This is a genomic window from Microvirga sp. M2 (genome assembly GCF_047497095.1).
GTDB lineage: Bacteria > Pseudomonadota > Alphaproteobacteria > Rhizobiales > Beijerinckiaceae > Microvirga.
The window spans coordinates 538,024-562,339 of record NZ_CP134065.1; the positions used below are offsets into that span (position 1 = coordinate 538,024).

21 protein-coding genes and 6 pseudogenes are annotated in these 24,316 nt (G+C 60.4%); 11 read left to right on the forward strand and 16 right to left on the reverse strand.

Annotated features, from left to right (window positions below):
• Positions 1-9 precede the first annotated feature (9 nt).
• Positions 10-756 (forward strand): IS21-like element helper ATPase IstB, encoded by a 747-nt coding sequence (gene istB / locus RE429_RS31135; RefSeq protein ID WP_203274802.1) that lies wholly within the window; start codon positions 10-12, stop codon positions 754-756.
• Here istB and RE429_RS31140 read toward each other — a convergent pair.
• Together RE429_RS31140 and RE429_RS31145 are read right to left on the reverse strand one after the other, a co-directional pair.
• Positions 693-1,304, reverse strand: coding sequence for a transposase (locus RE429_RS31140; protein ID WP_414476151.1), 612 nt, complete (start codon positions 1,302-1,304; stop codon positions 693-695). The two genes, istB and RE429_RS31140, sit on opposite strands and share 64 nt — an antisense overlap.
• On the reverse strand, positions 1,201-1,563 hold the full coding sequence (locus RE429_RS31145; protein ID WP_414476152.1) for a hypothetical protein: 363 nt from the start codon (positions 1,561-1,563) through the stop codon (positions 1,201-1,203). Before RE429_RS31145 ends, RE429_RS31140 begins: the two co-directional genes overlap by 104 nt.
• 211 nt (positions 1,564-1,774) lie before the next feature.
• Between RE429_RS31145 and RE429_RS31150 the strand changes: the two genes are divergently transcribed.
• A complete protein-coding gene (locus RE429_RS31150; protein ID WP_414476153.1) occupies positions 1,775-2,473 on the forward strand; it encodes an IS6 family transposase in 699 nt (232 codons plus the stop codon).
• 470 nt (positions 2,474-2,943) lie between these two features.
• Here RE429_RS31150 and mgtE (RE429_RS31155) read toward each other — a convergent pair whose 3' ends face one another.
• On the reverse strand, positions 2,944-4,335 hold the full coding sequence (gene mgtE, locus RE429_RS31155; protein ID WP_414476154.1) for a magnesium transporter: 1,392 nt from the start codon (positions 4,333-4,335) through the stop codon (positions 2,944-2,946).
• 69 nt (positions 4,336-4,404) lie between these two features.
• Positions 4,405-5,250, reverse strand: a complete 846-nt coding sequence (locus RE429_RS31160; protein ID WP_414476155.1) for an O-antigen ligase family protein — start codon at positions 5,248-5,250, stop codon at positions 4,405-4,407.
• 430 nt (positions 5,251-5,680) lie between these two features.
• Between RE429_RS31160 and RE429_RS31165 the strand changes: the two are divergent.
• The 4 genes and pseudogenes from RE429_RS31165 to RE429_RS31180 form a co-directional block, all read left to right on the forward strand.
• A pseudogene (locus RE429_RS31165) lies at positions 5,681-5,854 on the forward strand (IS3 family transposase); the annotation flags it as partial.
• Between the two features lie 200 nt (positions 5,855-6,054).
• Positions 6,055-6,330, forward strand: a complete 276-nt coding sequence (locus RE429_RS31170) for an IS110 family transposase (protein WP_414476156.1) — start codon at positions 6,055-6,057, stop codon at positions 6,328-6,330.
• A 147-nt stretch (positions 6,331-6,477) separates the two neighbouring features.
• Entirely contained in the window at positions 6,478-6,846 is a 369-nt protein-coding gene (locus RE429_RS31175; protein ID WP_414476157.1) for a hypothetical protein, read from the forward strand.
• Positions 6,847-6,862: 16 nt separating this feature from the next.
• A pseudogene (locus RE429_RS31180) lies at positions 6,863-7,018 on the forward strand (IS3 family transposase); the annotation flags it as partial.
• 129 nt (positions 7,019-7,147) lie between these two features.
• Here the strand turns inward: RE429_RS31180 and mgtE (RE429_RS31185) are convergent.
• A complete protein-coding gene (mgtE, locus tag RE429_RS31185) occupies positions 7,148-8,524 on the reverse strand; it encodes a magnesium transporter (RefSeq protein WP_414476158.1) in 1,377 nt (458 codons plus the stop codon).
• A gap of 1,005 nt (positions 8,525-9,529) precedes the next feature.
• Between mgtE (RE429_RS31185) and RE429_RS31190 the strand changes: the two are divergent.
• Positions 9,530-9,949, forward strand: a pseudogene (locus RE429_RS31190) (DDE-type integrase/transposase/recombinase); the annotation flags it as partial.
• Positions 9,950-10,169: 220 nt separating this feature from the next.
• Here the strand turns inward: RE429_RS31190 and RE429_RS31195 are convergent.
• The 5 genes and pseudogenes from RE429_RS31195 to RE429_RS31215 form a co-directional block, all read right to left on the reverse strand.
• Positions 10,170-10,751 (reverse strand): undecaprenyl-diphosphatase, encoded by a 582-nt coding sequence (locus RE429_RS31195; RefSeq protein ID WP_414476159.1) that lies wholly within the window; start codon positions 10,749-10,751, stop codon positions 10,170-10,172.
• Positions 10,752-10,969: 218 nt separating this feature from the next.
• Entirely contained in the window at positions 10,970-11,467 is a 498-nt protein-coding gene (locus RE429_RS31200) for a MucR family transcriptional regulator (protein WP_414476496.1), read from the reverse strand.
• A gap of 302 nt (positions 11,468-11,769) precedes the next feature.
• Positions 11,770-12,102: pseudogene (locus RE429_RS31205) on the reverse strand (IS6 family transposase); the annotation flags it as partial.
• 465 nt (positions 12,103-12,567) lie between these two features.
• The gene (locus RE429_RS31210) at positions 12,568-14,004 is read right to left on the reverse strand and encodes a TRAP transporter large permease subunit (protein WP_414476160.1); all 1,437 of its coding nucleotides are present in this window, start codon (positions 14,002-14,004) and stop codon (positions 12,568-12,570) included.
• Positions 14,001-14,483 carry a TRAP transporter small permease subunit gene (locus RE429_RS31215; RefSeq protein ID WP_414476161.1) on the reverse strand — a complete coding sequence of 161 codons (483 nt, stop codon included), beginning with the start codon at positions 14,481-14,483 and terminating at the stop codon, positions 14,001-14,003. Before RE429_RS31215 ends, RE429_RS31210 begins: the two co-directional genes overlap by 4 nt.
• A 315-nt stretch (positions 14,484-14,798) precedes the next feature.
• Here RE429_RS31215 and RE429_RS31220 point away from each other — a divergent pair, with 315 nt between their 5' ends.
• The 3 genes from RE429_RS31220 to RE429_RS31230 all read left to right on the forward strand — a co-directional run bounded on the left by RE429_RS31220 (position 14,799) and on the right by RE429_RS31230 (position 17,938).
• Complete coding sequence (locus RE429_RS31220) at positions 14,799-15,206, forward strand: hypothetical protein (protein WP_414476162.1); 408 nt, start codon at positions 14,799-14,801, stop codon at positions 15,204-15,206.
• 599 nt (positions 15,207-15,805) lie between these two features.
• Positions 15,806-17,047 carry a group II intron reverse transcriptase/maturase gene (ltrA, locus tag RE429_RS31225; RefSeq protein WP_414476497.1) on the forward strand — a complete coding sequence of 414 codons (1,242 nt, stop codon included), beginning with the start codon at positions 15,806-15,808 and terminating at the stop codon, positions 17,045-17,047.
• Between the two features lie 194 nt (positions 17,048-17,241).
• Positions 17,242-17,938 (forward strand): IS6 family transposase gene (locus tag RE429_RS31230; protein ID WP_414476498.1). Its coding sequence is split into 2 segments (ribosomal slippage): positions 17,242-17,282 and positions 17,281-17,938, totalling 699 coding nucleotides; the frame shifts between segments, so codons are not numbered across the junction.
• 57 nt (positions 17,939-17,995) lie between these two features.
• On the opposite strand, the pseudogene RE429_RS31235 reads toward RE429_RS31230, so the two are convergent.
• Positions 17,996-18,109, reverse strand: a pseudogene (locus tag RE429_RS31235) (IS6 family transposase); the annotation flags it as partial.
• A gap of 53 nt (positions 18,110-18,162) precedes the next feature.
• Here RE429_RS31235 and RE429_RS31240 point away from each other — a divergent pair.
• Positions 18,163-18,393, forward strand: a pseudogene (locus tag RE429_RS31240) (IS3 family transposase); the annotation flags it as partial.
• Here RE429_RS31240 and RE429_RS31245 read toward each other — a convergent pair.
• The 5 genes from RE429_RS31245 to RE429_RS31265 form a co-directional block, all read right to left on the reverse strand.
• A complete protein-coding gene (locus RE429_RS31245; RefSeq protein ID WP_414476163.1) occupies positions 18,394-19,299 on the reverse strand; it encodes a MipA/OmpV family protein in 906 nt (301 codons plus the stop codon).
• 6 nt (positions 19,300-19,305) lie between these two features.
• The gene (locus RE429_RS31250) at positions 19,306-20,682 is read right to left on the reverse strand and encodes a sigma-54-dependent transcriptional regulator (protein WP_414476499.1); all 1,377 of its coding nucleotides are present in this window, start codon (positions 20,680-20,682) and stop codon (positions 19,306-19,308) included.
• Positions 20,657-22,417, reverse strand: coding sequence for a sensor histidine kinase (locus RE429_RS31255; RefSeq protein ID WP_414476164.1), 1,761 nt, complete (start codon positions 22,415-22,417; stop codon positions 20,657-20,659). The genes RE429_RS31250 and RE429_RS31255 overlap by 26 nt, the downstream gene beginning before the upstream one ends.
• A 12-nt stretch (positions 22,418-22,429) precedes the next feature.
• A complete protein-coding gene (locus RE429_RS31260; RefSeq protein ID WP_414476165.1) occupies positions 22,430-22,957 on the reverse strand; it encodes a DUF2147 domain-containing protein in 528 nt (175 codons plus the stop codon).
• 111 nt (positions 22,958-23,068) lie between these two features.
• Positions 23,069-24,157, reverse strand: coding sequence for a class I SAM-dependent methyltransferase (locus RE429_RS31265; RefSeq protein ID WP_414476166.1), 1,089 nt, complete (start codon positions 24,155-24,157; stop codon positions 23,069-23,071).
• Between the last annotated feature and the right edge of the window lie 159 nt (positions 24,158-24,316).

A 24,316-nucleotide genomic window follows, 5' to 3' on the forward strand; every position in this document is an offset into this window, starting at 1 on the left:
AGACCAACCATGTTGACCCATCCCACCCTCGACCAGCTCCATGACCTTGGCCTGCACGGCATGGCCAAAGGCTTCAAGGCGCTCAGCGCCACCCCTGAGGCCGATGCGCTCGGCCATGCGGAATGGCTCGGCCTGATCCTCGATCACGAGGTGACGCAACGCCGGCAGAAGCGCTTCGAGGCTCGCGCCAAGGCGGCCAAACTGCGTCATCCCGCCAGCGTCGAGGATGTCGACTTCCGAACCGCCCGCGGTCTCGACCGAGCGCTCTTTCTCAAGCTGGCATCCTGCGACTGGATCCGGGAACGGCGCAATCTTCTGATCACCGGACCGTGCGGGGTCGGCAAGAGTTGGCTCGCCTGTGCCCTCGCACACCGCGCCTGTCGGGACGATCTCTCGGTTCTGTATCACCGCGTGCCGCGCCTGTTTGCGGCGCTCGAGCTCGCCCGCAACGACGGCCGCTACTCTCGCCTGTTGCGCACGATTGCTCGGGCCAAGCTGCTGGTGCTGGACGATTGGGGCCCTGAGCCGCTCACCGGCGAGCAGCAGCGCGACCTGCTCGAGATCGTTGAGGACCGCTACGATGCTGGTTCGTTGCTGATCACCAGTCAGGTGCCGGTCGAGAAATGGTACGAGATGATCGGCAGCATTCCGACCCTTGCCGACGCCATCCTCGACCGGGTCGTCCACAACGCCTATCGCATCAATCTCACAGGCGAGAGCCTGCGAAAGACCCACCGCGCCGAACTCGACGCTTGACCAGGACAACCACCTAAACCACCATCCATCACTGACCCGGATATCGGCACCAAGGTGGACGACTTCACCTCGGAACCATGGACGGCTTGAAATCGGAATGCCTGGACGGCTTCAGATTGGAGAAAGTGGACGGCTTCGTCGGAATCCGCAGCGGCCATGTAGAGTGCGGAGCGCAGCCGGGAGTTGCCAGCTTTCGAGAGCCGCGGCCGCCCCCGAACACTCCGGCCGGACTGCCGCTCGATCGGTATTAGGCCAAGGAAGGCAGCTGCCTGACGAGCCGTCTCAAATGAGTGGCTGCGCAGCAGCGGCAGCATCCGCATGGCAGTCTTTGGGCCCACAGCCGGTATGGTGCGTAGTCGCTTCAGATCGGCCTGGAGATCCTCATGAACGGCAAAATGCGCGGTGATCGCCTGCTGCAGGAGCTTACACTTCACGGCCTGATCCTCATCTGAGGGTCGTTCCCCGCCAGGCCTCGAGCGCTTGAGACGGGCTCCAGGGGACATCGACGGCCGTTCGCTTGAGGAATTCCTGGTTGTACTGGGCTGCATGGGCGCGCATGGCCTCGATCTGGCGCTCGCTGTCGGCCCGCGGGCACTGCGCCCTGTCATAGGCGATACCAGCTGCTGCCAGGGCGGTTCCGAAGGCGGCCGCGATGGCATCGTGCGCCGCATCCGTGGTGAAAGATCGCGACAGATAGACCTTGCGCGCCGCGTCCGCGGGTGCGAGGCAGTAGCGCCACTCGGCATGAGCCGCCGACGTTGCGAATGTCACGAGGCTGCCGACCGCAAGCCGCCAGAAAATCGCCATGTCCCCTCCGCTGCCTCCGTGTCTGATCGCTCAGTTCGAAGGCATATTGCACGGCGCCGCCCACAGGAAAAGTTTGGCGCTTCGCCGCACCCGACGCCTCTGAGACTGCCAGACCGCCATCACGGGCCTCCACGAACCCACGGAGGTACTGTCGCAAACCCATTGGTAACTCAGTTCGGCTTATGCCTCCGGCAAGCTCCGGAGTTGCATCATGTTCAAAGGTCGTCACTTTGATCGCTCGGTGATCCTGCTGTGCGTGAGGTGGTATCTGGCCTACGGCCTCAGCCTCCGAAATCTGGAAGAGATGATGGCTGAGCGCGGCATCTCCGTTGACCACGCTACGGTCGGCCGCTGGGTGATCCGTTGCTCGCCCGAACTGCTGGAGCGCTTCAACTCACGCAAGCGGCCCGTCAGCAGGAGATGGCATGTCGACGAAACCTACGTCAAAGTCCGTGGGCGCTGGATGTATCGCTACCGGGCCATCGACAGCAGCGGCGACACGGTTGAATTCTGGTTCAGCGACCGGCGCAATCTGGCCGCGGCCAAACGGTTCCTGCGCAAGGCGCTCACGCGGCATGGTCGGCCAGAGCGGATTGTGATTGACGGCAGCCAGACGAACCGGGAAGTAATCCTGTCCTGTGCCACAACCGACCGGCTGCAGGACAGATCGAGACGTCAGCTTAAGCCGATCCGCATTCGGCAAAGCACCTACCTCAATAATCGTATTGAGCAGGATCATCGGGCCATCAAGCGGCGGATCCACCCGATGATGGGTTTCAAATCCATGAATAGCGCTCGCGCTGTGCTGGGCGGCATCGAGATGGTGCATATGATGAGAAAGGGACAGGCGAAATACGCCTGTAGTCAGCAGCTACCGCTCGCGGAGCAGTTCGAGCGACTCGCTGCATAAGCGGCGGCGGACCTCACTGGGGTTTTTCAGTTCGCTGTCAGAGATTGCGACAGAACCGCGGCCGCGCGTGCGGCAGTCACGCCACCGGGGTCAAATGGTCAGACCAGATCACTCAAGCTCGTGAAGTGTCAATTGTTCGACAGAGACCATCTCGAACTCTTGCACGCCTGATCGATTGGAGCCGCGTGATAGGTCACGACGACTGCTGCACCAAAGCTGCATCAGAGCTAAACTTGGAAGCCAATTGACAGAGATGGCGCCCAACGGGTGGAGCGGGCAGCGGCTATAGGCGATGGATTGCGTCTCCATCCCTACTGCGCGTCAGCGGTTTCCAGCAGGAGGCCCCGTAACAAACCCCTTTAATGAGCCTCCTGAAGATCATTTATCATAGAGAGGTATCGACCCTCCCGAGGAGATGCGCGGTGGAACCTCTGCAAAGGAGTTGCTTCGCAGTGCTCGACGCCGCCACTCTAAACCAGCCACTCCATGAGCAGGGATGCGAGCCAGAGAAAGACCGCAAAGCCGATCACATCCTGGAATGCCGTTTCGAATGGACCCGCGGTTGTTGCGGGATCGAAACCCAACCGCTTGGAGATCATCGGAATAATCGTTCCCATTACGCCGGCCGTCATCATGGAGCAGGTCAGAGCGCCGCCGATCACGATCCCGAACGGCAGATGTTGCGACCAAACCGCTCCGACGATGCCGAGAGCCAGCCCACAGACCAATGCCATGAGAAAAGTCGTCGCGCTTTCCTTTCGCAGCGCGCTCCATCGGTCTTTGATCGACACATGACCCGTATCGAGCCCACGGACTGTGATGGCTGCGGCCTGTAGTCCCACATTCCCTGAAATCGCGGAAATTACCGGCATGAACGAGGCAAGCAGAATGACCTCTTTCAACACGCCGTCAAAGTAGGAGATCACGCCACCTGCCAGAAGCTCGATGACCATGGTTCCGAGAAGCCATGGAACACGCCGCTTGCTCGCCTGCATCGGGGTAAGGTTCTTCATTTCCTCAGCGTCCGTCGAGACGGCCTTGGAATACAGACGATTGAGCCTCGTCACGACGACCTGCATGAGATCATCGGCTGGAACAACGCCAAGGAGTTCACTCTCTGCACCCACCACGGGAACGGCAAGGAACTCGAATTTCGAAAGAACGCGGGCAACGTCGATCACTTCATCATCAGGACTTACGACGACGAGCTCCGTTGCCATGATGTCTCTTATGCGTTCATGGCGCTCCGCCATCGTCAGGTCTCGAATGGAAATGGCTCCGACAAGCCGCTCGACTTGTCTGTTGCCGACGGCGCGGTGCTCGATGACATACAAGTCGTCCGGGATGTCGATGCTCGGATCCGTCTCCCGAATGGCGGCAATGGCGTCCTGCGCAGTCATATCAGGACGTAGACGCACAAACTGGCCGGTCATGAGGCGGCCGGCTGTGCCGTCACGGTACCGCAGACGATCCTCCGTTTCCTTGGCGCCAGAAGGCGTTCGCGACCGTTGCAGTGCGAGATAGGCCTGGGAGTATTCGCGCGGTGCCCGTGAGGCAACGATCGCGGCCTGCCGGCGTGGCAGGCGCGAGAGCAGGTTCAGGAAATCCTGAACGGACAGACGCTCGATCAATTGTTTCGTCAGCTCCGGCGCCGACTTCGCCAGGACCTCAGCCGCACAATCGTGGTCGAGATGGTCGAACAGGTTGCAGGCGTGGTCAGAGTCGACGTTCTCGAGGGCAAGCGCGACATGTTCGGCCTTTTCCTCACAGAGGGCTTGCTTGAGCAGCTGAGAGGCTTCTCCGTCTTGGAGAAGAATAGGTTTAACGCGATCGATCAGCTCCTGCCAGTCCTGTGCGGCCATGATGTTCTCCCGGCGGAGTGTCTACGAACCTCCGCTACAAGCTTGGCTTCAAGCGTCAAGAACGCTTGTTCAGTGGAACTGGTTCCTTTCCGCTGGAGCGACCATGGATGGATAGTCCCAGATAAGGACTTCAGTGCGATGCCCGGTTGAGCGGTCGAACAATTCATTGGTTCGGCCTGGTGGGCCCGGTGCTCTGTGGAGGCGATGCAGGGATGTCGAACTGGTCAGCTTTTGACATCGCGGGCCTTCTTCATGGAGAGCCCAGCGCCAATCATACGATGCTCCTGCCTGGGACCCATTTGGCGTCCGAACCGAAGGGATGCCGAGGGCCGTTGCTGTGAGCGGACTGGGAAAGAACGGTGCCGAGCCCGATGGCGGTGAGCCCCCATCCTGCCATGCGCCATGACTGACGAGTGCGATCGAAACCGCACTCCCGAGAAGGGCAAGGCGTTCTGGGAGGAGATCGGGAGCCCCGCGCGACAGACGGCCCGCAACCCATGTGCAGAGAGCCAGAAACAGCACGACGCTAGCCGCTCCGAGTTCAGCCCATATCTGCAGGAGGTTGTCGTGCGGATGTCCGGCCGCCAGGAGTTGCGGCAGCTCCTGGGCGATTTCCGGAGTTACCGGATCCCGGCCTAGGCGCGAGGTGGTCCCTAATCCCGTTCCCATGAGGAGGCCGTGCTCCACAAGAGCCCCAAAGCTCTTCCAGATGTCAAGCCGCACGCGAGAATGGACGCTCGCCATCCATTCGATCATCTGGGTCGGAGGGACGGCGTCCACGATCCGCCCGAATACCGGTTGGATCAGCATCCAGACCGCTACCAGACCGATCACTACCGCTAGCACGCGTCGGGGGCCTAGAACGTGAGCGCAAAGACCAAGGCCCGGCAGCCAGAACCATCTTTGACGCACCACTGCTGGAAACCACCACTGTCATGGCGAGCAGGCCTCCGAGTGCGATTGAGACGGAGGGCTGTTCCTGTGAGCGCCAGAAGCTCTCGAGAGGCCAATCCAGAAGCGGGAGCGTCACCGCGGGGCGGTTGAGCGCAAAGGGGACCTCCAGGCCGCCCGAGAGATGCCGCAGGGGATAGGCGAGCTTCAGCTCTGCGACGATCAGGATGGCGGCCGCGACAAACGCGTCTGTGAGAGGGTGCATTGACGCCCGCGGGGCTCGACCGGAGACCACGATCGCTATCGCGGCGATGGCTGAGATGGGAACCAATCCTTCAACCAGGTTCCGAAAAGATAGGGCCCGGTTGTGGCTCCAGGTTAGTGACAGCCCCGACCAGATCAGGACAAGAGCACCAATCAGTCCCGCTGGCCGTGATCCTCGATCTCTTTGCCCTACCAGGAACTGGCCCTGCAGGCGTTGCGCAAAGCCTTGGCGATCCGGCGACCGGAAAGGGGTTGATCCATCAAGCGGGCCGCGGCAGCGCAATACCGCGCCACCGCCTTCCAAGCCGAGTTGAGGAAGCACGGCATTCGGATCGCGATGTCCGGAAAGGGGGACTGCTTCGACTGTGAGAATATCAGAGCCGCTCGGCGGACCTGACCCTTGTTATGATTGATCGCGTGTCATTGCGTTGACGTGTCGGCCTTTCGGGTGGCACCTGACGGTCTGCTGTCGCGTGACTTGATAGGAGCTTGAGGGAACTCGTCCCATCACAGTCCTGTCCGCCCGCAGGATCTCGCCAGGGCCTCACCCACGGAGGACCAGGAATGCAAGACATCGATCCTGCCGAGATCATCATCGGCATTGATACCCACAAAGAGGCCCATGCTGCTGCCGCCATCAACGGATTGGGGGCTCGCCTTGGCGCAATGACCTTGCCGGCTAGCCGTAGAGGCTATCAGGAGCTGGAGACCAGGGCTCGTTCGTTCGGCTCTGTCCGAGCCTTCGGGATCGAAGGGACTGGATCTTATGGGGCAGGCTTGTCACGCTTCCTGCAGGAGAGAGGCCATCGCACCATCGAGGTCAACCGCCCCGATCGCTAGATCCGACATCAGCATGGCAAGACGGACCCGCTCGATGCCGAGAACGCGGCCCGCGCCGTTCTCAGTGGCCAGGCAAGGGCGGCTCCCAAGTCGGGCACCAGCTCACCCGAAATGATCCGTCACCTCAAGGTGACACGTGATACCGCCATGAAGAGCCGCACCCAAGCGATGGTCACTCTCAAGACGATTGTCACCGACGCTCCCACGGCCTTGCGCGAGAGCCTTGAGGGCCTCACCGGCACGATGGCGCTCATCCGGCATTTGGCGGCTTTGCGGCCAGGAGCGATGACAGACCCGACCGCCTCCGCCAAAGCGGCCTTACGCGCTCTGGCCCGGCGCTGGCTGATGCTCGATGCTGAGATCAAGAGCCACGATGCAGCTCTCGATACGTTGACCGCGGAGGGCAAGGGCAAGTTGCAGATCATTCGCTGCCTTAAGCGCTTTGTTGCACGGGAGATCTTCGGCTATCTCTGCCGCACCAGCAGGCTTCCCACGGCACTCTCTCCAGCCTCTTGACCTCTATAGGAGCATCAATGCAGTTGTCCGGATCGTCTTCAAGACCTTGAAATCCGAGCTGGTCTGGCGCACCGCCTTCCAGGCCAAGAAGGCGAACTGCCGTTACAGCGACGGCTTTTACAACCCGGTCCGGCGTCCCTCGACCCTCGCCTGTCTCAATCCGGTTCAGTTCGCGAAGATGGCCGAACAGACTGCAAAACACTCTCCACCAAACCGAAGCAAATCCACGGTTTCACACCATCACTTTGAGGGCCTGCCGCTGCGCGACTTCGCGAGCGGCAGGCCCGTTACGGCATCTAGGTTATAGCAAGGTCCCGCTCAGGATTACAGCGGCAATCCCAAAGTAGATTACGATCCCCGTCACATCGACCAATGTAGCCACGAAGGGAGCTGAGGCGCTCGCGGGGTCGAAACCAACACGCTGCAGCATGAACGGTAGCATTGATCCCGCCATCGAGCCGAAGGTCACGATCCCGATCAGCGCTGCGCTGATAGTCAGGGCGATCAACATCCAATGGTCGCCATAGTCATAGAAGCCGAGCCATTGCCACAGTGCAATCCGAGTGGCGCCGACGGCACCCAGGACCGTTCCAAGGAGTAGGCCAGTCGGTAGTTCCCGCAAGGCAACTCGCCACCAGTCGTTCAGTCGCAGCTCCCTCAATGCAAGAGCACGGATCAGCAGTGAGGTGGCCTGCGAGCCCGAGTTTCCCCCCGAACTCATGATGAGTGGAATGAAGAGGGTCAGCACGAGAGCCTTCTCGAGTTCATGCTCGAAAGTCTGCATAACCGACGCCGTAAGCATTTCGGAGAGAAACAGCACACACAGCCAACCCGCCCGCTTTCGAATCATCTGCCAAAAGCCGATGCGCAGATAGGGTTCGTCCAAAGCTACCATGCCACCGAACCGTTGTACCTCTTCGGTCGTTCGCCGGATCATCGTATCGATGACATCGTCCACGGTGACGATGCCACGAATGTGGCCCCTGGCGTCGACCACCGGCACGGCGAGGAGGTCATATTTGGCGATCAGGCGCGTGACCTCATCCCGGCTAGCCATCGGTGACACGGTGATGGGCTTGCGCATTGGAGCGGCGGTGAGGACGTTGGCGTGCGGATCACCTGCGATCAAGCGACGAAGGGAGACAGCATTGACCAGCGTGTGCTTGTGTGAATCAAGTACATAAACCGCATAAACCGTTTCGCGGGTGCGCTCGACCATTCGGATGTGATGCAGCACCTGGGCAATGGTCCAGTTTGAAGGCGCGCTGACGAACTCGGTCGTCATGAGCGATCCGGCACTGTCCTCCGGATAGTGGAGCAGGTGCTGTAGTGAGGTGCGGGTTTCTCGATCAAGCAGGCGAAGCAATTCGGAGCGGTCCGGATCCTCCAGGTTGTGCAGCGCATCGGCGGCGCGGTCGGCGGACATGCCGGCGAGCATCGAAACTGCTTGATGGCGCGGCAGGACCATGACGATTTGTGCTACATTGGATAGACTTGGCTGATCGAGGACCTCTATGGCTCGGTCGAACGGCAGACAGGAGAGAATTTCCGCTGCGTCGTCGATGGAGAGGTCATTGAGCACATCGACGACATCCGCGGCCCGCAGGCCGGCAATCTTGGCCGTAACGGAGACGAGATCGAGAGCCGCATCTTCAGAGGCGATGACGAGATTTTCCATGGTTCACCCGAGGGGCCGATCCGCCGTCGACCGGCCCCGGTGAACTGATCTCAAGCGATCAGACGCCGATAGCCGGTGACGGCATGTAAGATCGACCGTAACTGTCGCTTGGCATAGGGATAATGGTTCCTGTGACCCGCATATCCTGCCCAGGGCACGATGTGCGGCTGCGGCACAGATGGCCCAGTTCGCCGCATCCGTCAACCTGTGAAGGGGCACGCGAGATTCCCGCCACTTGCACCCTCAACCGGAGCGTCTACTGGCGCGAGGATCAAGTAAAGAAGCCAAACGTGCTGAAAAAACATGTTTGTCTTCCGGGCGCTTCCGAAGCGTCAGGCCAAGCTTGCTGTGGAGTGTGATCGGTGATCTGCCCAGGAGACCGCCGTCCAATAGAATCGCGTCACGCATGGCAGAACGGAAGTAAAGCCGTGGCTCTAAGACGCAGGAAAGTCCCTGACCGATGGCTGGATCGATTTAAGTGCTGCCGGATCGAGGGGCCGCATCGACGCATGATCGCCGGGCCCTGCACCCTCGCGGTGCCCGCCCCTGGGCCGGATTTAGGAGTCTGGTCATCTGGCATTCAGTTTCGCCAGCCTACGGTCGCACCGCGCGATGTATGGAGGTCTTCGATGTTGGCATGGGGCGCCGGTGTCATCCTCGTCCTCTCTGTTGTGACGGCCGGACCTTTCCGGGCGAGCGTCCCGTTCTGGCTTCAATCCGGGGCCGAACTCACGGGGGTCATCTGCCTCTTTGGCTTGATCTGCATGTTTGAGGCGGGCGGAGCGAATGCCAATCGCTTCGACTCCGGTCCGTGACGGGCCGCCAGCTGCCTGCATCAGGTGAGATATGCGGGGTTGGTGCAGTGAGACACTCGGCTCCAGCGATAAGAAGGATCGCGGCTGGTTTCGTCAGCAAATCCCAAGAGACCTGTGTTCCGGCCGCGATGATGTCGCCAGCAGGGGCTATCACAATGTAGACCAAGACGACTTCGACCAGGGGAGCCATCATGGCGACACCGTCGAATTCTGGTTCGGCGATCGGCACAACCTCACGGCTGCGAAGCGATTTCTGCGCAAGGCGCTCAAGCAGCACGGCCGGCGCGAGCGGATCGTCACCGACGGCAGCCAGATCAATCGTGAAGCCATCCTGTCGTGTGATACCGAGGACCTTCTGAAGGATCATTCAAGACGTCGGCTCAAGCCGATCCGGATCCGGCAAAGTGCCTACTTGAACAATCACATCGAGGACGATCACCGGACCATCAAGAGGCGGATCCGACCCATGCTCGGGTTCAAGACAGCGGCATCCGCTCGAGCGATCCCGGGCGGGATCGAGATGGTCCACATGATGCGCAAAGGACGGGCGACGTACGTCCGCAGTTTGCCGCTGTCCCTCGCCAAGCCGTTCAACATCCTGGCTGCGTGAGGATTGCGGATTGCATAGCTCTCTTACTGTCCTCACCGAAAATGCGCGACAGAGCCGCTCGAAGCCAGTCCCGATCAGCAGGTTTCCCTCACCGATCCCGACGCCCGCGCCATGCCGACGCGCACCGATCCACGCAGGGTCGTAGGCTACGACGCCCAGGCCCTCGTCTTGATTGAGTGACGATATCGGCACATGGTCGGCACTGAGACTATAGCGACGGTTATGCCTTGTTGTTGAAACGTCCTAGGATCAAACTTTCCACGCGCTCTGCGAGTTTCAACACCTGCGCACCATGGCGGTCCATGATGCGGAGCGAAGCCATGGCCGCTGGTATGGCAACGACGACTGAACCGACCATGTCCAGTGGATAATGAACTCCGACGTATATTCTCGACCAGGCAACAATAAGCCCCGCGGCACAAGCGATCCACGCCGCCTGCCTGCGCCGCACCATGAATAGGACCGCAGCGCATACGGCAAAGGCAAGTCCGTGATTGCTTGGAAAGGAAGAATTGGCCCGATGCTCGACGAGCGCATGACCGAGACCGACCATGAATGGCCGTGGCCGGACGATGAGGAGTCCCACGGTGGAGCTCATCATTATAGCGACCCCGAGTGCCACACAGAGCGCGATGCTGGTCAGCCGATTGCGCTGCCCGCCAAACACCCACAACCCGCCGAGGAAAAATGGAATTAAAAGGATTAGAAAATGGGTGGCAAAGATTGCCAGTGCGACAATCGTAGCGTCCGGAGTAGGCCCTGCGTTCAGGCGCAGAAACAGGTCATTGTCGAATTGAAGCATTGCTGCCCTTTCTCCCAATCACCATGGCCCTTATCCGCCCGATCATGATTTGCGCTCACTGAACAATATGACCGAGGCAGATAGCAAGCTTTCCGATCCGATGCCAGAGGCTGCGTTCTAAGATACCAAGTCGTTCCGCGGCCCTTACCTGGACTCAATTGAGCGACAAATAGGCCGCTCTGGACGAGCGGCCTCTCGCAGCATTTTGGACTGTGCTCTCAGGCAGCAGGTTTCGTCCGCCCACGCTTGGCCGGGGCTTTTGCGGGAGCGCCTGTTACGGCATCAGCCGCAGCCGCCTTTGCCCGCGCGGCGTTCGAGCGCTTCTGACCCAGGCCGATGCTCCGTGCCAATTCAGATCGCTTGGCCGCATAAGCCGGAGCGACCATCGGGTAATCGCGCGGCAGACCCCACTTTTCCCGGTAGGCTTCGGGGGTCAGGCCCAGTTTGCCAAGGTGCCGCTTGAGCGACTTATACTGCTTTCCGTCCTCCAGGCTGATCAGGAAATCCGGCGTCACAGATCTCTTGATGGGAACGGCTGGCGTTGGCTTCGCTTCTTCCTGCTTGGCAGCAGGCTGGCCAATGCTCTGGATCGCGGCATGGACACTTCCGATGAGGCTCGGAAGTTCAGAGGTCGGGACAGAGTTGTGGCTGACGAAGGCCGACACAATATCAGCCGCAAGCTCGATATAGTTCGGGGGCGTTGAATTAGTAGACATTAGAACAGCCTTTGATTGAGGTGCTCGCAGGAGCAGTGTCCTCATGTACACACCCGGAAACTTCCGGTAGGACGTGGGTGGCACCTATCGCTGGCGCAAGCCGAATGCAAGGAGTTTCGTTGCAAACCCTGCGACAGGTCACATGCGAGCTGGATCCGACCTCGGGTCAAGCTGCAGCACTAAGCAAAGCCGCAATGAAGTCACTCTGGGCCTTGATGTCGTTCGCTGGCGCACTCGCCACTTGGCCCTTGTGGAGCATCGTCATGACCTCTATGCGGCTGTCCCAAAGCCTTGCGGAACTACCGCCGGGCGGCAGCTGCATCCCGCCTGCGGGAGAGCAGAAAGTCGATGGTCTGCCCGGCAGCATCGACGGCACGGTAAAGATAGACCCATTCACCCTTCACCCGAATGTAAGTCTCATCCACCGGCCAGGAGCCGCTCGTCATGCGCAGATGTTGGCGGACGCGCTTATCGATCTCGGGAGCGTAAGCCTGGATCCAACGAAACAGGGTGGTGTGATCCGCCTGAACACCACGGTCGGAGAGCATGCATGCAAGATCACGATAGCTGATCGGGAAACGCAGGTACCAGCGGACTGCCCATAAGATGATCTCCGCCGTGAACTGCCGCCCCATGAACAGGTTCTTGACCCCTTGCTTCACGGTCAGCCCCTCTCACCCCTCCTGTCGGAGCTCAGGCCGAGCGAGCTTCAAAGCGGCAACAAAACCTTCGTGGGTCCTGTCTTCTCTTCGGGATCAGCTCTCGGGCTCCCCACGATGAGATCAGAAGAATGAGGCCGTCCAATCTGCCGCGCGTTCTGATCGTGCCAAGCGCGCCCGCCGGAAAGGGCTGCTGCCGCAAACTCGACGAGATCATCGCAGAATCTTCATGGAATCCTACGCAATGCAGCTAGGAGCATGTCATAGGCCGCATTTGCCGTTCAGGCCATAACCAGTGCGCTGAAGCCATGGCGAGAGAGACAAGAGCAACATCGGCCTCCTTATTGTACGACCCTGCGTCAGACGCGGTGCCTTGAGCGTGCGGCCCTGGCAGCTCCGCCCAAACTGATAAGACATCCCGGGATCGCCACGCTCTGGTCCTCAGTCCGAGATATTCGGAAGTGACAGATCCGGTGTGATGTCTGGAATAAGCCGCTGAAGCTGCTGCTCAACCTGCTCGTTGGACACAGAAGGATCCGTGGGTGCCGACTGGGGCGACGCGCCCAAATGCACCAAGCCCGGTACGGCAACAGTCACCGCGACCACAAGGGCGTGGACGGCCAGATAAGGTACGAGGGCGCGCATGAGTGGCCAAGTCCGCACCGGATCGGCCATCGCGCTGCGGGCCATCATCACGGCATAGCCCAATGGTGGCAGGAGGAAGCTCGCCTGCAAGGTGAGGATCGCCAACACCGAGACCCAAACAGCATCGCTCGTACGCATCAGGAGCCCGGGCATGACGATCGGCACGACAACGAAGATGATCTCGAACGCGTCGAGGACAAAGGCGGACGCCGCGAGGATGGCAAGCACGACGAGGGTGGCTCCTAGTTCGCCTCCCGGCAGGTCTGCGATTAAGCGTGACAGGAGGTGGTCAGTGCCGAGACTGCGCAGGACCAATGTGAAGGTGGTCGCGGCAAGCAGCAGCGCAAACAGCGCGCCGGTCAGTGCGAGGGTCTCGGCCAGAACCTTGGCGAGGGCCGCTCCATCCAGGCGGCGCACCAGCAGCCCGCTCAGCAGGAGTACCGTTGCTCCGAGAGCCGCCGCCTCGACCGCGTAAAACAACCCCGCCGCCACGCCCCCGAGGATGCCGACGATGAAGCAGCATGATAGAATGGACACGATGAGGTCGGTCCGACTCGCTTTGGCTGATACAGGCTTGCCTCTCCGCCTGATCCACGTCGTCGCGATCACGCACAGGGCAACGAAGAGGATCGCCGATCCCAAGACGCCTCGGAAGATATCCTGGGTGTTGATGATACGCTCCGAGCGCCCCATCGCGTTTGACGCGATGGTATGGGCCCCCATCATGGCGTCGCCCAGCAGGATCAGAACGAGCGACGGGGGTACGACGACCCCGAGTGTGCTCGCCACGGCAACGGTGGCAAGCCCCTCGACGGGCTCTACTCCATGTCGCAGGAGCCGAGGATAGACGGCACGCGACAGCATCGTGACACTCGCGGCTACCGAGCCGTTCATCGGCGCGAGCAGGGCCCCCAGTCCCAACGCCACGATCGACGGGCCGGCGGGCGTGCCGCGGGTCAACCGCAGACCCGTGCGGAAGAGGGTCTCGGCCAGCGGCAGACGATTCAGCAGGGCCCCGATGAAGACGAAGAGCGGCAAAGCCTGAAGAAGATCGTTCTCCAAAAGGCCGACCAGGCGACCAGGAAGCGCCGTCAGGAGTGCGCCGTCCCCGCCAGTTGCCGCGGCAATCGCACCGAGGCCCGCGGCACCGATCAGCACGAGAAAGGCCGGCAGGCCGGTCAGAACAAGCATTGCTCCCACAAACGGCAGCAGTGCCAGACCGATCCAACTCATGAGCGGAACCGGCCTTGCGCTGTGATCGTCACGACCGCCTGGAGCAGAACTAAGCCGGCCAGCAGCAGGACCGCGAGCTTGATGAGGAAGTAGCCCGGATTGCCGGTCTCGGGGAAGGCCTCGAGCCCTGCCAGGGAAGCCCAGACCATGGGCCAGCCCGCCACAAGGATCAAAATGGCCCACGGGACCAGCACCAGGGCTGCGCCCATCCTGGCGATGCGCTGGCGCGTCTCGGGACGATAGTGACGGGCATGAGCATCGGCGGCGAGGTGGACACGGGCGCGGGTCGCGGCCGTGACGGCGATGGCGATCATCAGCGCGAAGAGCCACTGCCCGAGATCGTTGGCCTGACGTGAATAGGCCTTGATGCCATCGCGCAACGGCCATTGCAGGAAGAGCAGAATCATGACCGGTAGCACGAGCCACCGCCCAGCCGAGACCACACGTCCGATACCGCGATCGAGAAAGCGTAGAACCATATGGCCTCCGAGGGGCGGGAAACAGAACATAGGGAGCGATCGTCGCTTGGTGAACCGGATCAGCTTGCGCAGACTAGATGGACTTGATACCGCCCGGCAACTGTCCAGACCTGCCGATTACCACTCGATTAACCGATTTTTCGCCATTTAATCACCGATCTGCGGCGGGCTTGGAGAGAGGAGCTGGGCCCTGATCTGAGTGATCTGAACAATACAGCAAGCAAGCATTCATATCGCATTCACTGCGACACCGTTAAACCTGATCTCAAATCAGGGCCCAACATCATTGCCCTCAATCTGTTCTGGAGATCTAACATGTGTAAGATAGCTACTCTTGCAGCAGTGGGCTTTGTGGCTCTTGGCGCCCTTTCTGCCTCGGATGCTGAGGCTCGCAATGGCCGTCGTGGTGCGGCTCTTGCGGCGGGTGCCGTTGGTCTTGCTGCCGGCGCCATCATCGCTGGGACCACGTCGCAGGCTTATGCGGCTCCCGCTTACGGTTATGCCGCACCGGTCCAGTCCTACAGCTACGATGAGGGGTACTACACCGCGCCGGCTTACACGGAGCGGCGGGTCGTCCGCTACTATGAGGAGCCGCGGCCGGTCTACCGCACCCGTCGCGTGGTTCGAACCTATGACTACGGCTATGCTCCTGAGAGCACCCGTACGGTCACCTACAGCTACGGCTCGCCCCACTACAGCTCTGGCTACTATGGCGGCTGGTAGGCACGACTGAGTTTCGTACAAAGGGCGGTCGCAATGGCCGCCCTTTTTCAGTGTGCCGAGCATGTTCGACAGCTCGGAGGTGCAAGTCCTCTACCCAGCCTGATGACGGCGAAGGGTTAGCAAAGGGCAAGGGCGTCGTCGTGAGGCGGGGTCTGAAGGAAGCGTGGAGCAAAACCGCGACCTGATGAACAAGAACCGGATATGAGGCCGCCGCGGCCGGACGAGCAGGCTGAAGACTGCGAAGTCCAGGGTCATCAAAGACCGAGGCGGTAAATCCGGCAGGTGTGCGGGGAAGGCGGTCGAACTTACCTCGGGAGATCTCCACCATGTCCGGTCATCCGGACTGAGCGGGTCGCAAGGCCCGTGACCGTGGCGGAGAGGTCAGCAGACGGCATAGTAGGTCGCAAGACCGAAGGCCTGAACGTTAGAGAGGGCAAGTAGAGCAGGTGTCTCGACGGACCAAGCGGCAGCAAAACCAACTTGAGTTGGCTTTCGGCGAGGCGGCAGAGGGTGAAACCCCGAGCCCGCTTGCTGGAGGAGCCGAAGTCCTGTCGGCGGCACCCGCCCCCGAAAGCCCAGTGATCCCGGTAGGATCAATGATGGGGAGGATTGTCGCTCGCGACAACCTGAAGAAGGCGCTGGCCCAGGTCAGACGCAATAAGGGCGCGCCCGGCGTCGACGGCATGACTGTCGACGATCTGGCCGCCTACCTGAAAGACCACTGGCCCGAGATCAGGGCTCAACTTCTCAACGGCACCTACCAGCCGCAGCCGGTACGGCGCGTCGAAATTCCGAAGGCATCGGGAGGCACTAGAGGCCTCGGCATTCCGTCGGTGCTCGACCGCTTCCTCCAGCAGGCGGTGATGCAGGTGCTGCAAGAGGATTGGGACCCGACCTTCTCGTCGTCGAGTTACGGGTTCCGGCCCGGACGCTCGGCACATCAGGCCGTGGCTGCCGCTCAGCAGTTCATCGCTGACGGCTGCCACACCGTCGTCGATCTCGATTTGGAGAAATTCTTCGATCGGGTGAACCATGACATCCTGATGGGACTGGTGGCCAAACGGGTGCAGGATCGGCAACTGCTCCGGCTCATCCGCCGTTATTTGACGGCAGGTGTGCTCGTGGGTGGCATGGTCGATCCGATGGATGAGGGAGTCCCGCAAGGGGGTCCGCTCTCGCCGCTGCTTTCAAACCTGATGCTCGATGTGCTCGACAAGGAGCTGGAACGGCGCGGCCACCGGTTCGCAAGATACGCCGACGATTGCAACATTTATGTCCGCAGTCCTCGCGCAGGCGAACGGGTCATGGCCAGCGTCACCCGGTTCCTCGAACGGCGCCTTACGCTGAAGGTGAACACGGCCAAGAGCGCTGTCGCTTCTCCAACCGAGCGAAAGTTCCTCGGCTTCAGCTTCGTGGACCAGGGCCGATTCCGGCGGTGCATCGCGCCGCAGGCGCTGGTCAGGTTCAAGGGGCGGGTGCGGGAACTCACGGCACGGTCGGGTGGGCGCAGCCTCGCGCAGATCATCCCGGAGCTATCGCGCTATCTCGTTGGATGGCGCGGCTACTTCGGCTTCTGCGAGACTCCAACGGCGTTGCGGCACCTGGATAAATGGATCAGGCGACGGCTTCGCGCTATCGTCTGGAAGCAGTGGAAGTACGGGACTACCCGCTTTGCGGAACTGCGCCGCCACGGGATCGGAAAGGATCTGGCGGCGAAAGCCGCCGGCAGTCCCCACGGTGTCTGGCGGCTCAGCAACAGCCCTGCGCTCTCCTTTGCCTTCCCCAACGCTTACTTCAGAGACCTCGGTCTTGCCTCCGTCTATGCCCGCCGAGCCGAGTAATCTAGCGAACCGCCGTATACGGACCCGTTTGTACGGTGGTGTGGGAGGGGAGGAACCGCGAGGTTCCCCCCTATCCCGATTTCCGGGCAAAGCGTCGCCTCAACTAGCAACATAGGTTGGTGGCGGGTTCCGTCGCGAACGGTTTGTTTCAGAGTTTCAGCTACTGGTGCCTTGCTTTGGGGATGAAGAGTAGCGTGTTCAAGGGCAGACGTTTTGATCGCTCAGTGATCCTACTGTGTGCGGTGGTATCTGGCCTACAATCTGAGCCTGAGAAGTCTTGAGGAGATGATGGCCGAGCGCGGCATCTCGGTCGATCATGCAACCATTCACAGATGGGTCGTGCGCTACTCTCCCAAGCTGCTGGAGCGGTTCAATCAGCGGAAGCGGCCCGTCACTGGCAAATGGCACCTCGACGAAACCGACATCAAAGTTCGAGGTCAGTGGAAATATCTCTACCGGGCCATCGATAACAACGGCGACACGGTTGAATTTTGGTTCAGCGAGCGGCGCAGTCTGGCCGCTGCCAGACGCTTCCTGAGCAACTCCCTCAAGCGCCAGGGTAGACCCGAGCGGATTGTGATCGACGGAAGCCAAACGAACCGCGAGGCAATCGTGTCCTGTGACGCGACGAGCCGGCTCCAGGATAGGTCCGGGTGCAAGCTGAAACCGATCAGGATCAGGCAGAGTCAGTATCTCAATAACCGCATCGAGCAGGATCACCGCGCCATCAAGCGGCGGGTTCATCCGATGATGGGGTTCAAATCCATGAATAACGCTCGCGCTGTGCTGAGTGGCATCGAAATGGTGCACATAATGCGCAAACAGCAGGCGAAGTATGCCTGCAATCTGCGGCTGCCTGTCGTCGAGCAGTTCAACATCCTGGCTCCGTGAGACCACTGGCGGGAATAACTCTCCTTTTGTGCCTACCGAGAATTCGCGACAGAACCTTTCGTCGACCATCCGGAGTCTGAGCGGGAATCGGAAATACAGCCACCCGGCGTAACTGATCACTTCCGCAGGAAAGCGGTGGCGGGCATAGTGAGGTTCGCGAGGAGGTTTCATGCCCTCGGCTATGCCCGCTGTCGGTCACTGCCGGATTAACTTGACAGTTCCAACATGGCATCCGGATCTCGATGTCCGGGAAAGGACTCTGTCATGATAATTCGGTGGTCGAGACCTTCTTCAAGACCTTGAAGTCCGAATTGGTCTGGCGCACGGTGTTCCAGACCAGAGCCGAGGCCAAGCAGGCGATTGGCCGTTACATCGACGGCTTCCACAATCCCGTCCAGCGTCATTCGACGCTCGACTACGTCAGTCCGGATCAGTTCGAAAGGCTGGCCGGATAGCTACCAAACCGCTCTCCGCAAATGCGGAGCAAGACCATAGAGCGAGCGCAGCTCGAACGCATATGTCAGTTCCAAGCCGAAAGTAAGCTGGTTCCGTGATCCGAGGCGGGTCGTTATCGGGCTTGCCCCTGCGTCGCCGATGAGACGATTATAGCGCTGGAATACGGTCGTCCTCCACCGATCCGACCAGTCGTAGTTCAGCGCGGCTTCCAGTCCGATGGATTTCACGCCGCCATGAGCACTGAAGGCTGGCAGCATTCCGTTTCGAAGGGCGCCCGCCGGGCTGATGCCGAATTCCCTCTCCATAGTGTTGTTGTCCGCCAGTGACGCGCGTGGACCGCCCGAGACCGTGAATGCCCCAAACTTCTGGATGAGATCAGTCGAAAGATCAGCCACGAAGCCGTCGTGACGATGCAGCCCGTGACGAACTTCGAGACGCATGCGAAGACGGTCCTGAATGGGCCAATACTCGACGAATGTGCCGGCTTCAATGGCCCATGGGTAGTTTCTGAGACCGGACAGGCGGCTGTCGTCTTGCACAGACCGACCCGACCTAAGGTTAACTACCGGGCCAACCTTCCAACCCGACGTGCTGAAGAGTGTATAATCGAGACTGTCGTCCGGAGCGCTGAACTCCTCAGGCTCATCGGCATGCCGAAAACCCACGGACGGGAATCCCGACAGGCCGTAAGCACTGGCCCCTTCGTACTTCGGGCTGACAATTCCCGTTCCGGTCAGAGTGACGATCCATGCCGACGAAGCTTCGGCTGCCGGTGTCTGGATGAGCATGTCCTGAGCTTCGACGGAGGCCGTTGACAGCACCAATGCGAAACACGCCTGTGCGGCGACCGGCAACACGCGCTTCGACGACCGGCCGACATTCGGGCCTGGATGCACCACTAACATTCGCGCTCACTCAACATGATGGCCAATCTTGATCGCAAGCTTCTTGATGCGGTGCCAGAGGCTTCGCTCCGAAATTCCAAGGCGCTCCGCTGCCCTTACCTGCACTCCATTCGTTTCCTTCAGCGCCTCGATGATATAGTTTCTTTCAATCCGCGCGAGTTCGGCGTCGAGATCATTCGGCAGCCCGACTTCCGGGGCACATTTACTATTCCCTTCAACGACATAATGAGAAAGATCGGAAACGTCGATCGTGTTGCCGCGTGCGACGATGACGGCGCGCTGCACGCAATTCTGCAATTCACGAACGTTCCCAGGCCACGAATATCCCGCCATCGCGGCTTCCGCCGACGGCGTGAAGCCGATGAGTCGCTTACCCATGTCCGCCGCAAAGGAGTTGAGGAACTGACGAGCCAGCAGAAGAATATCACCCGGCCGCTCCCGCAGGGGCGGGAGTGCTATTGGGAAGATGTTGAGACGGTAATACAAATCCGCCCTGAACTCCTGCGCGTCTATCAGCCGCCTCAAGTCCTTATGCGTCGCGGCGATGATCCGGACGTCGACATGAACGGACTTGTTCGACCCAATGGGTTCGAATGTCTGCTCCTGAATGGCGCGCAGAACCTTCGCCTGGATCGAGAGAGGCATGTCGCCGATCTCGTCCAGGAAGAGCGTTCCCTTGTCTGCGGCCGCAAAGCGGCCTTCCCGGGTTGCCAGAGCGCCGGTGAACGCACCTTTCACATGCCCAAAAAGCTCGCTCTCCAGCAGGTTCTCGGGAATTGCGGCACAATTCACTGCCACGAATGGCCTCAGGCGGCGAGGACTGTTGTAGTGGATCGCCCGGGCGACGAGTTCCTTGCCGGTGCCACTCTCTCCCTCGAGCAGGACCGTTGCCCGGCTCTCGCACACTTCGGTGATCTGGCGCAGGACGTTTCGGAATGACGCACTCTCTCCTGCAAGGTGGTCGAAGCTATACTTTTCTTCCAGCTCCGTTCGGAGACGCCGGTTGTCTTCCAGGGCCTCGCCAAGCTTGAGCGCCCTTTCGATCGTCGCAATCACGTCATCGATTTCGAACGGCTTCGAGATGTAGTCGTAGGCACCTTGCTTCACGAGGTCGACCGCATCGCGCACGGATGCGTATGCGGTCGTGATGATGACCGGTATCTCCGGCCTCAACACCTGGAGCCGTCGAAGCAGGTCGTGCCCGCCCAGACTAGGCATCCGAAGGTCGGTCAGCACAAGACTCACATCCGAGGAATTCAACACTCCCAGTGCCTCATTTACGGATCCAACCGCCTGCCCGTCGAACCCTCGCTCGGCGAGAGCAGCCGACACGACCTCGGCGAGCCGGACTTCGTCGTCAACGACCAGAACAAATGGTCTCATCGGCATGCTCCAACTCGGGTAAAGGTAGTTCCACGATGAAGGTCGTTCCTTGGCCGGGCGCGCTGGCGCAAGTGAGGGAGCCGCCATGCTCCTCAACGGCAGCCTTGGCCTGGGCCAAGCCCAACCCGGTTCCCTTGGCCTTTGTCGTGAAGAATGGGTCGAAGATCCGCCCCACGACCTCGGGCGAAATGCCGCCCCCGTCATCCTCGAGCTTGAGCTCCAGGGCATGAGGTCGCCGGTTCATCGTAGCCGTTAACGTGCCCCCGCCTTCCGTTGCGTCCATGGCGTTCAAAATGAGGTTCAGCACGGTCTGATAGAGGCGATCCGGATCCCCGAACACTTTCGCACTGCCGTCCGGCCCCGAGATCGTCCAGGTCAGACCCCGTCGGGCCAGCTCCGGAGCGGCGAAGTCGATGGCCCGCTCCACGACGTCCCTCCGGAAGTCGATCAGACTCTTCTGCAATTCCTTCGGCCGCGCGAAATCGAGCATGTCGCGGACAAGCCGATCGATGCGGGAGACTTCATCGAGCACGAATTCAATGAGACGATCTTCCGATGCGTTGAGAGCCGATTTCATACGAACCAATTGGCTGGATGTCTTAATGATTCCCAGTGGGTTGCGGATCTCATGCGCAAGCACTGCGGCGGCCTCTCCAAGAGTGGCAAGCTGTTCGCGCTTGCGCATGGCCCCTTCCATGCTCCGCAGGCGGTCGAGCTGTTCGTTCATTAGATTAAAACCCGCCGCCAGTTCCGCGAGTTCACGCCCTCCGCTCTCCTGGACGCGGCTTCTGTAATCACCGGTCGCGACGGCGCGGACGCCCTTGGTTAGGGCTTGGAGCGGACGGGAAATGCGCTCCGCGACCAGGGTCCCAACAAGCATGGAAAACAGCCCCGCGATCCCGGCGAGGGCAAGAAAGTATTGCCATTCCGTGAGATTCTCGAACATGGCGGCCATTCCTGACACCTGACAGGCGACGATGGCCACGAGTTGACCCTGCGCGTCGCGCAAAGCCGCAAAGGCAGTCGCAGGGCGTTCCTGCGTCGTGGCAGACGAGACTGCGACTTGCGCGCCTTGTAGAAGGGATTGCAGGACCCCCGTAGGGACCTCGAATGGTGGCCAGGCCTGGCCCGACCGGACTGCGAATGTGCCATTGGAACTGACGACAGGAATCCGGATCTCCAGCGTCTTACTTGCTTGCGAAGCTGCAAAGAACGCCTCGTCGATTGTATTTGCAACAAACACGAAGTGCCTCTTCCCGGAGTTCGAGAAAACCCGGACGGCTCCTCCAACAATGGTCTCGCTGCCATTGACCTGGACGCGATAGAGCGACTTGCTCGCCTCCTTCGGCGGCGGGCTGAGAAATGTGAATTGACCGAATGTGTACTCACTCCGTCCATCTTCATCGTAGATCTGGACGTAATCATAACCGACGGACGCCAGGAGATCGGCAAACGGCTCTACGAAGTCTCCAAGCCTTTGGGAATCGAACGTCTTTCGGTTCTCCAGGGTGGACACGATGATCGCGGCCGACTTGTCTGCCTCGTTCTTAGCCTCCTCGGCATCCAATGCCAAAAAATGGGCCGCTTCCTCCAGCCAGCGTTCGACGTTGTGCTGGAAGGCCGCCGAAATGACCTTTGCCGCGAAATAGCTGGCTCCGAAAACCGGAGGGGCGCTGACTAGAAGAAATGCGAAAACCAAGCGCCATCGCAGCGAAGAAAGCCGTAGGCCGATCATGGTAGGTGCCGTTCAGCGTTCACCACAGCGCCCCGGGGCCGCCGTACGCCGCCATGTAACCGTCTCGCCGAGAGTTTTAATGCCCAGGTACCCAGTCACCTTCAGGACATCGGGTTGGTCCAACTGGGCTTCGGCATCGTAGGACCTTCCGTCTTCCGGATCGTAAATGCGGCCTTGGCTCCAAGTCCCATCGGACTGCGGCTTGAGGGCGATTATGATCTGGAGGTTGCAGATCAGGCGTGAGCGGAGGCTCGTATCCGGGTTGTTGTCGTCGAGGACGGGACGGCCACTCTTGTCATGGGGGGACTTGAGCCAGATCACCCGTCCGCATCGCGCACTACCGCAGGCCGAGATCTCGATGGCACTCTCACCGTCCTCCGGCATCCAGATCCCCGTTATGTCACGGGTTGGTGTCGCTGCGCTTATGGACGTCAGACCGGTGCTGAGGAGAAGTACAACCAGCCCGCCCCAAATTGCCATGGATTTCGTGATAGACCGATGATCCTCTAAAAAGGTGGAATCAAAGACACCCTTTAGCATTGAAATAAGTCCCCGCAAGTCTTGGTGGTTCAGGTCTGGAAAGTAATCGTGGAGACCCGCAGCAACGTGCTGCGGCCCGGGATTAGCCACTTTGGGTCGCTTGATATTCTCTCATCCTACGGCACCGGAATGGGGCAAGGGCTCAATGGCACGAGCCTGCTCCATGTAGCGTCGCGTGCGGGGCAGGGCATGAGCCGACTTGGCAAGCTGAATCTGAAACACGACGAGATTCTCGTGCCAGAACGAGCACTCAGCCGCCGCAAGGTAAAATTCCCACATGCGGCAAAACCGTTCGTCATACAGGGCTGCGGCTTCCTTCCTCCGCGCCTGAAACCGCTTGCTCCACTCGCGCAGTGTCAATGCATAGTGAAAGCGCATCACCTCGACATCGGTGATGACGAGACCAGCCTTTTCGATGGGAGAAACGATCTCGGACAGAGAGGGTATGTCGCCGCCCGGGAAGATGTATTTGTCGAGCCACGGCGTGACGAAGCCTGGCGCTTCCGAGAACCCGATCGTATGCAGGAGCATGACGCCGCGGGGGGCGAGGAGCCGCGCAACGTGCTCGAAGAAGGTGCCGTAGAAGCCCGCACCGACATGCTCGAACATGCCGACCGAGACGATGCGGTCGAAAGGACCCTCAACCGAGCGATAATCCTTCAGTTCGAAGCGGACCTGGTGCGCAAGGCCCGCTTGTGCCGCGCGAGCCTGCGCGATGGCGAGTTGTTCTGTGGACAGTGTTACACCCGTTACCTCTAGCGGCGCAGTGCTTCGGGCTGCCTGTATCGCCAAGCCTCCCCAGCCGCTACCGATATCGAGGACGGTCTGGCCCGGACGTAGGCACAGCTTGGCCACGATGCGGCGTTTCTTCTCGGCCTGTGCTTCCTCAAGCGTGGCCCCGTTATCCACGAAATAAGCGCAACTATACTGCATATCCTCATCGAGGAAGAGACGAAACAGGCGGCTGTCGAGGTCGTAGTGATGCGCGACGTTGCGGCGCGCTCGCGACGGCAGGTTCGTGCGTACCGCGCGCCGTACCGAGAAGCGGATCCGGTCTACGATGCGGGAGATGAATCCTTGCTGCTGCCCTTCCGCATTAGCATAGAGCAGCTTCAGAACGTCAAAAATTGCTCCCCGTTCGACCACGAACCGTCCGTCCATGTAGAGTTCTCCGAAACGGAGATCCGGATCGAGCACCATTGCCCGCTCAGCTGCGGCGTCCGTGAAGCGCACGGCAAGCGATGGGCCGGCGCCGTCGCCAAACTGCTCCTGGCGGCCGGAGGTGAACGTAACCGTGAGATTGCCCTCGCGAACCATGTCACGCAAGACCCTGACCAGTATGCGCTCCATGGCTACTCT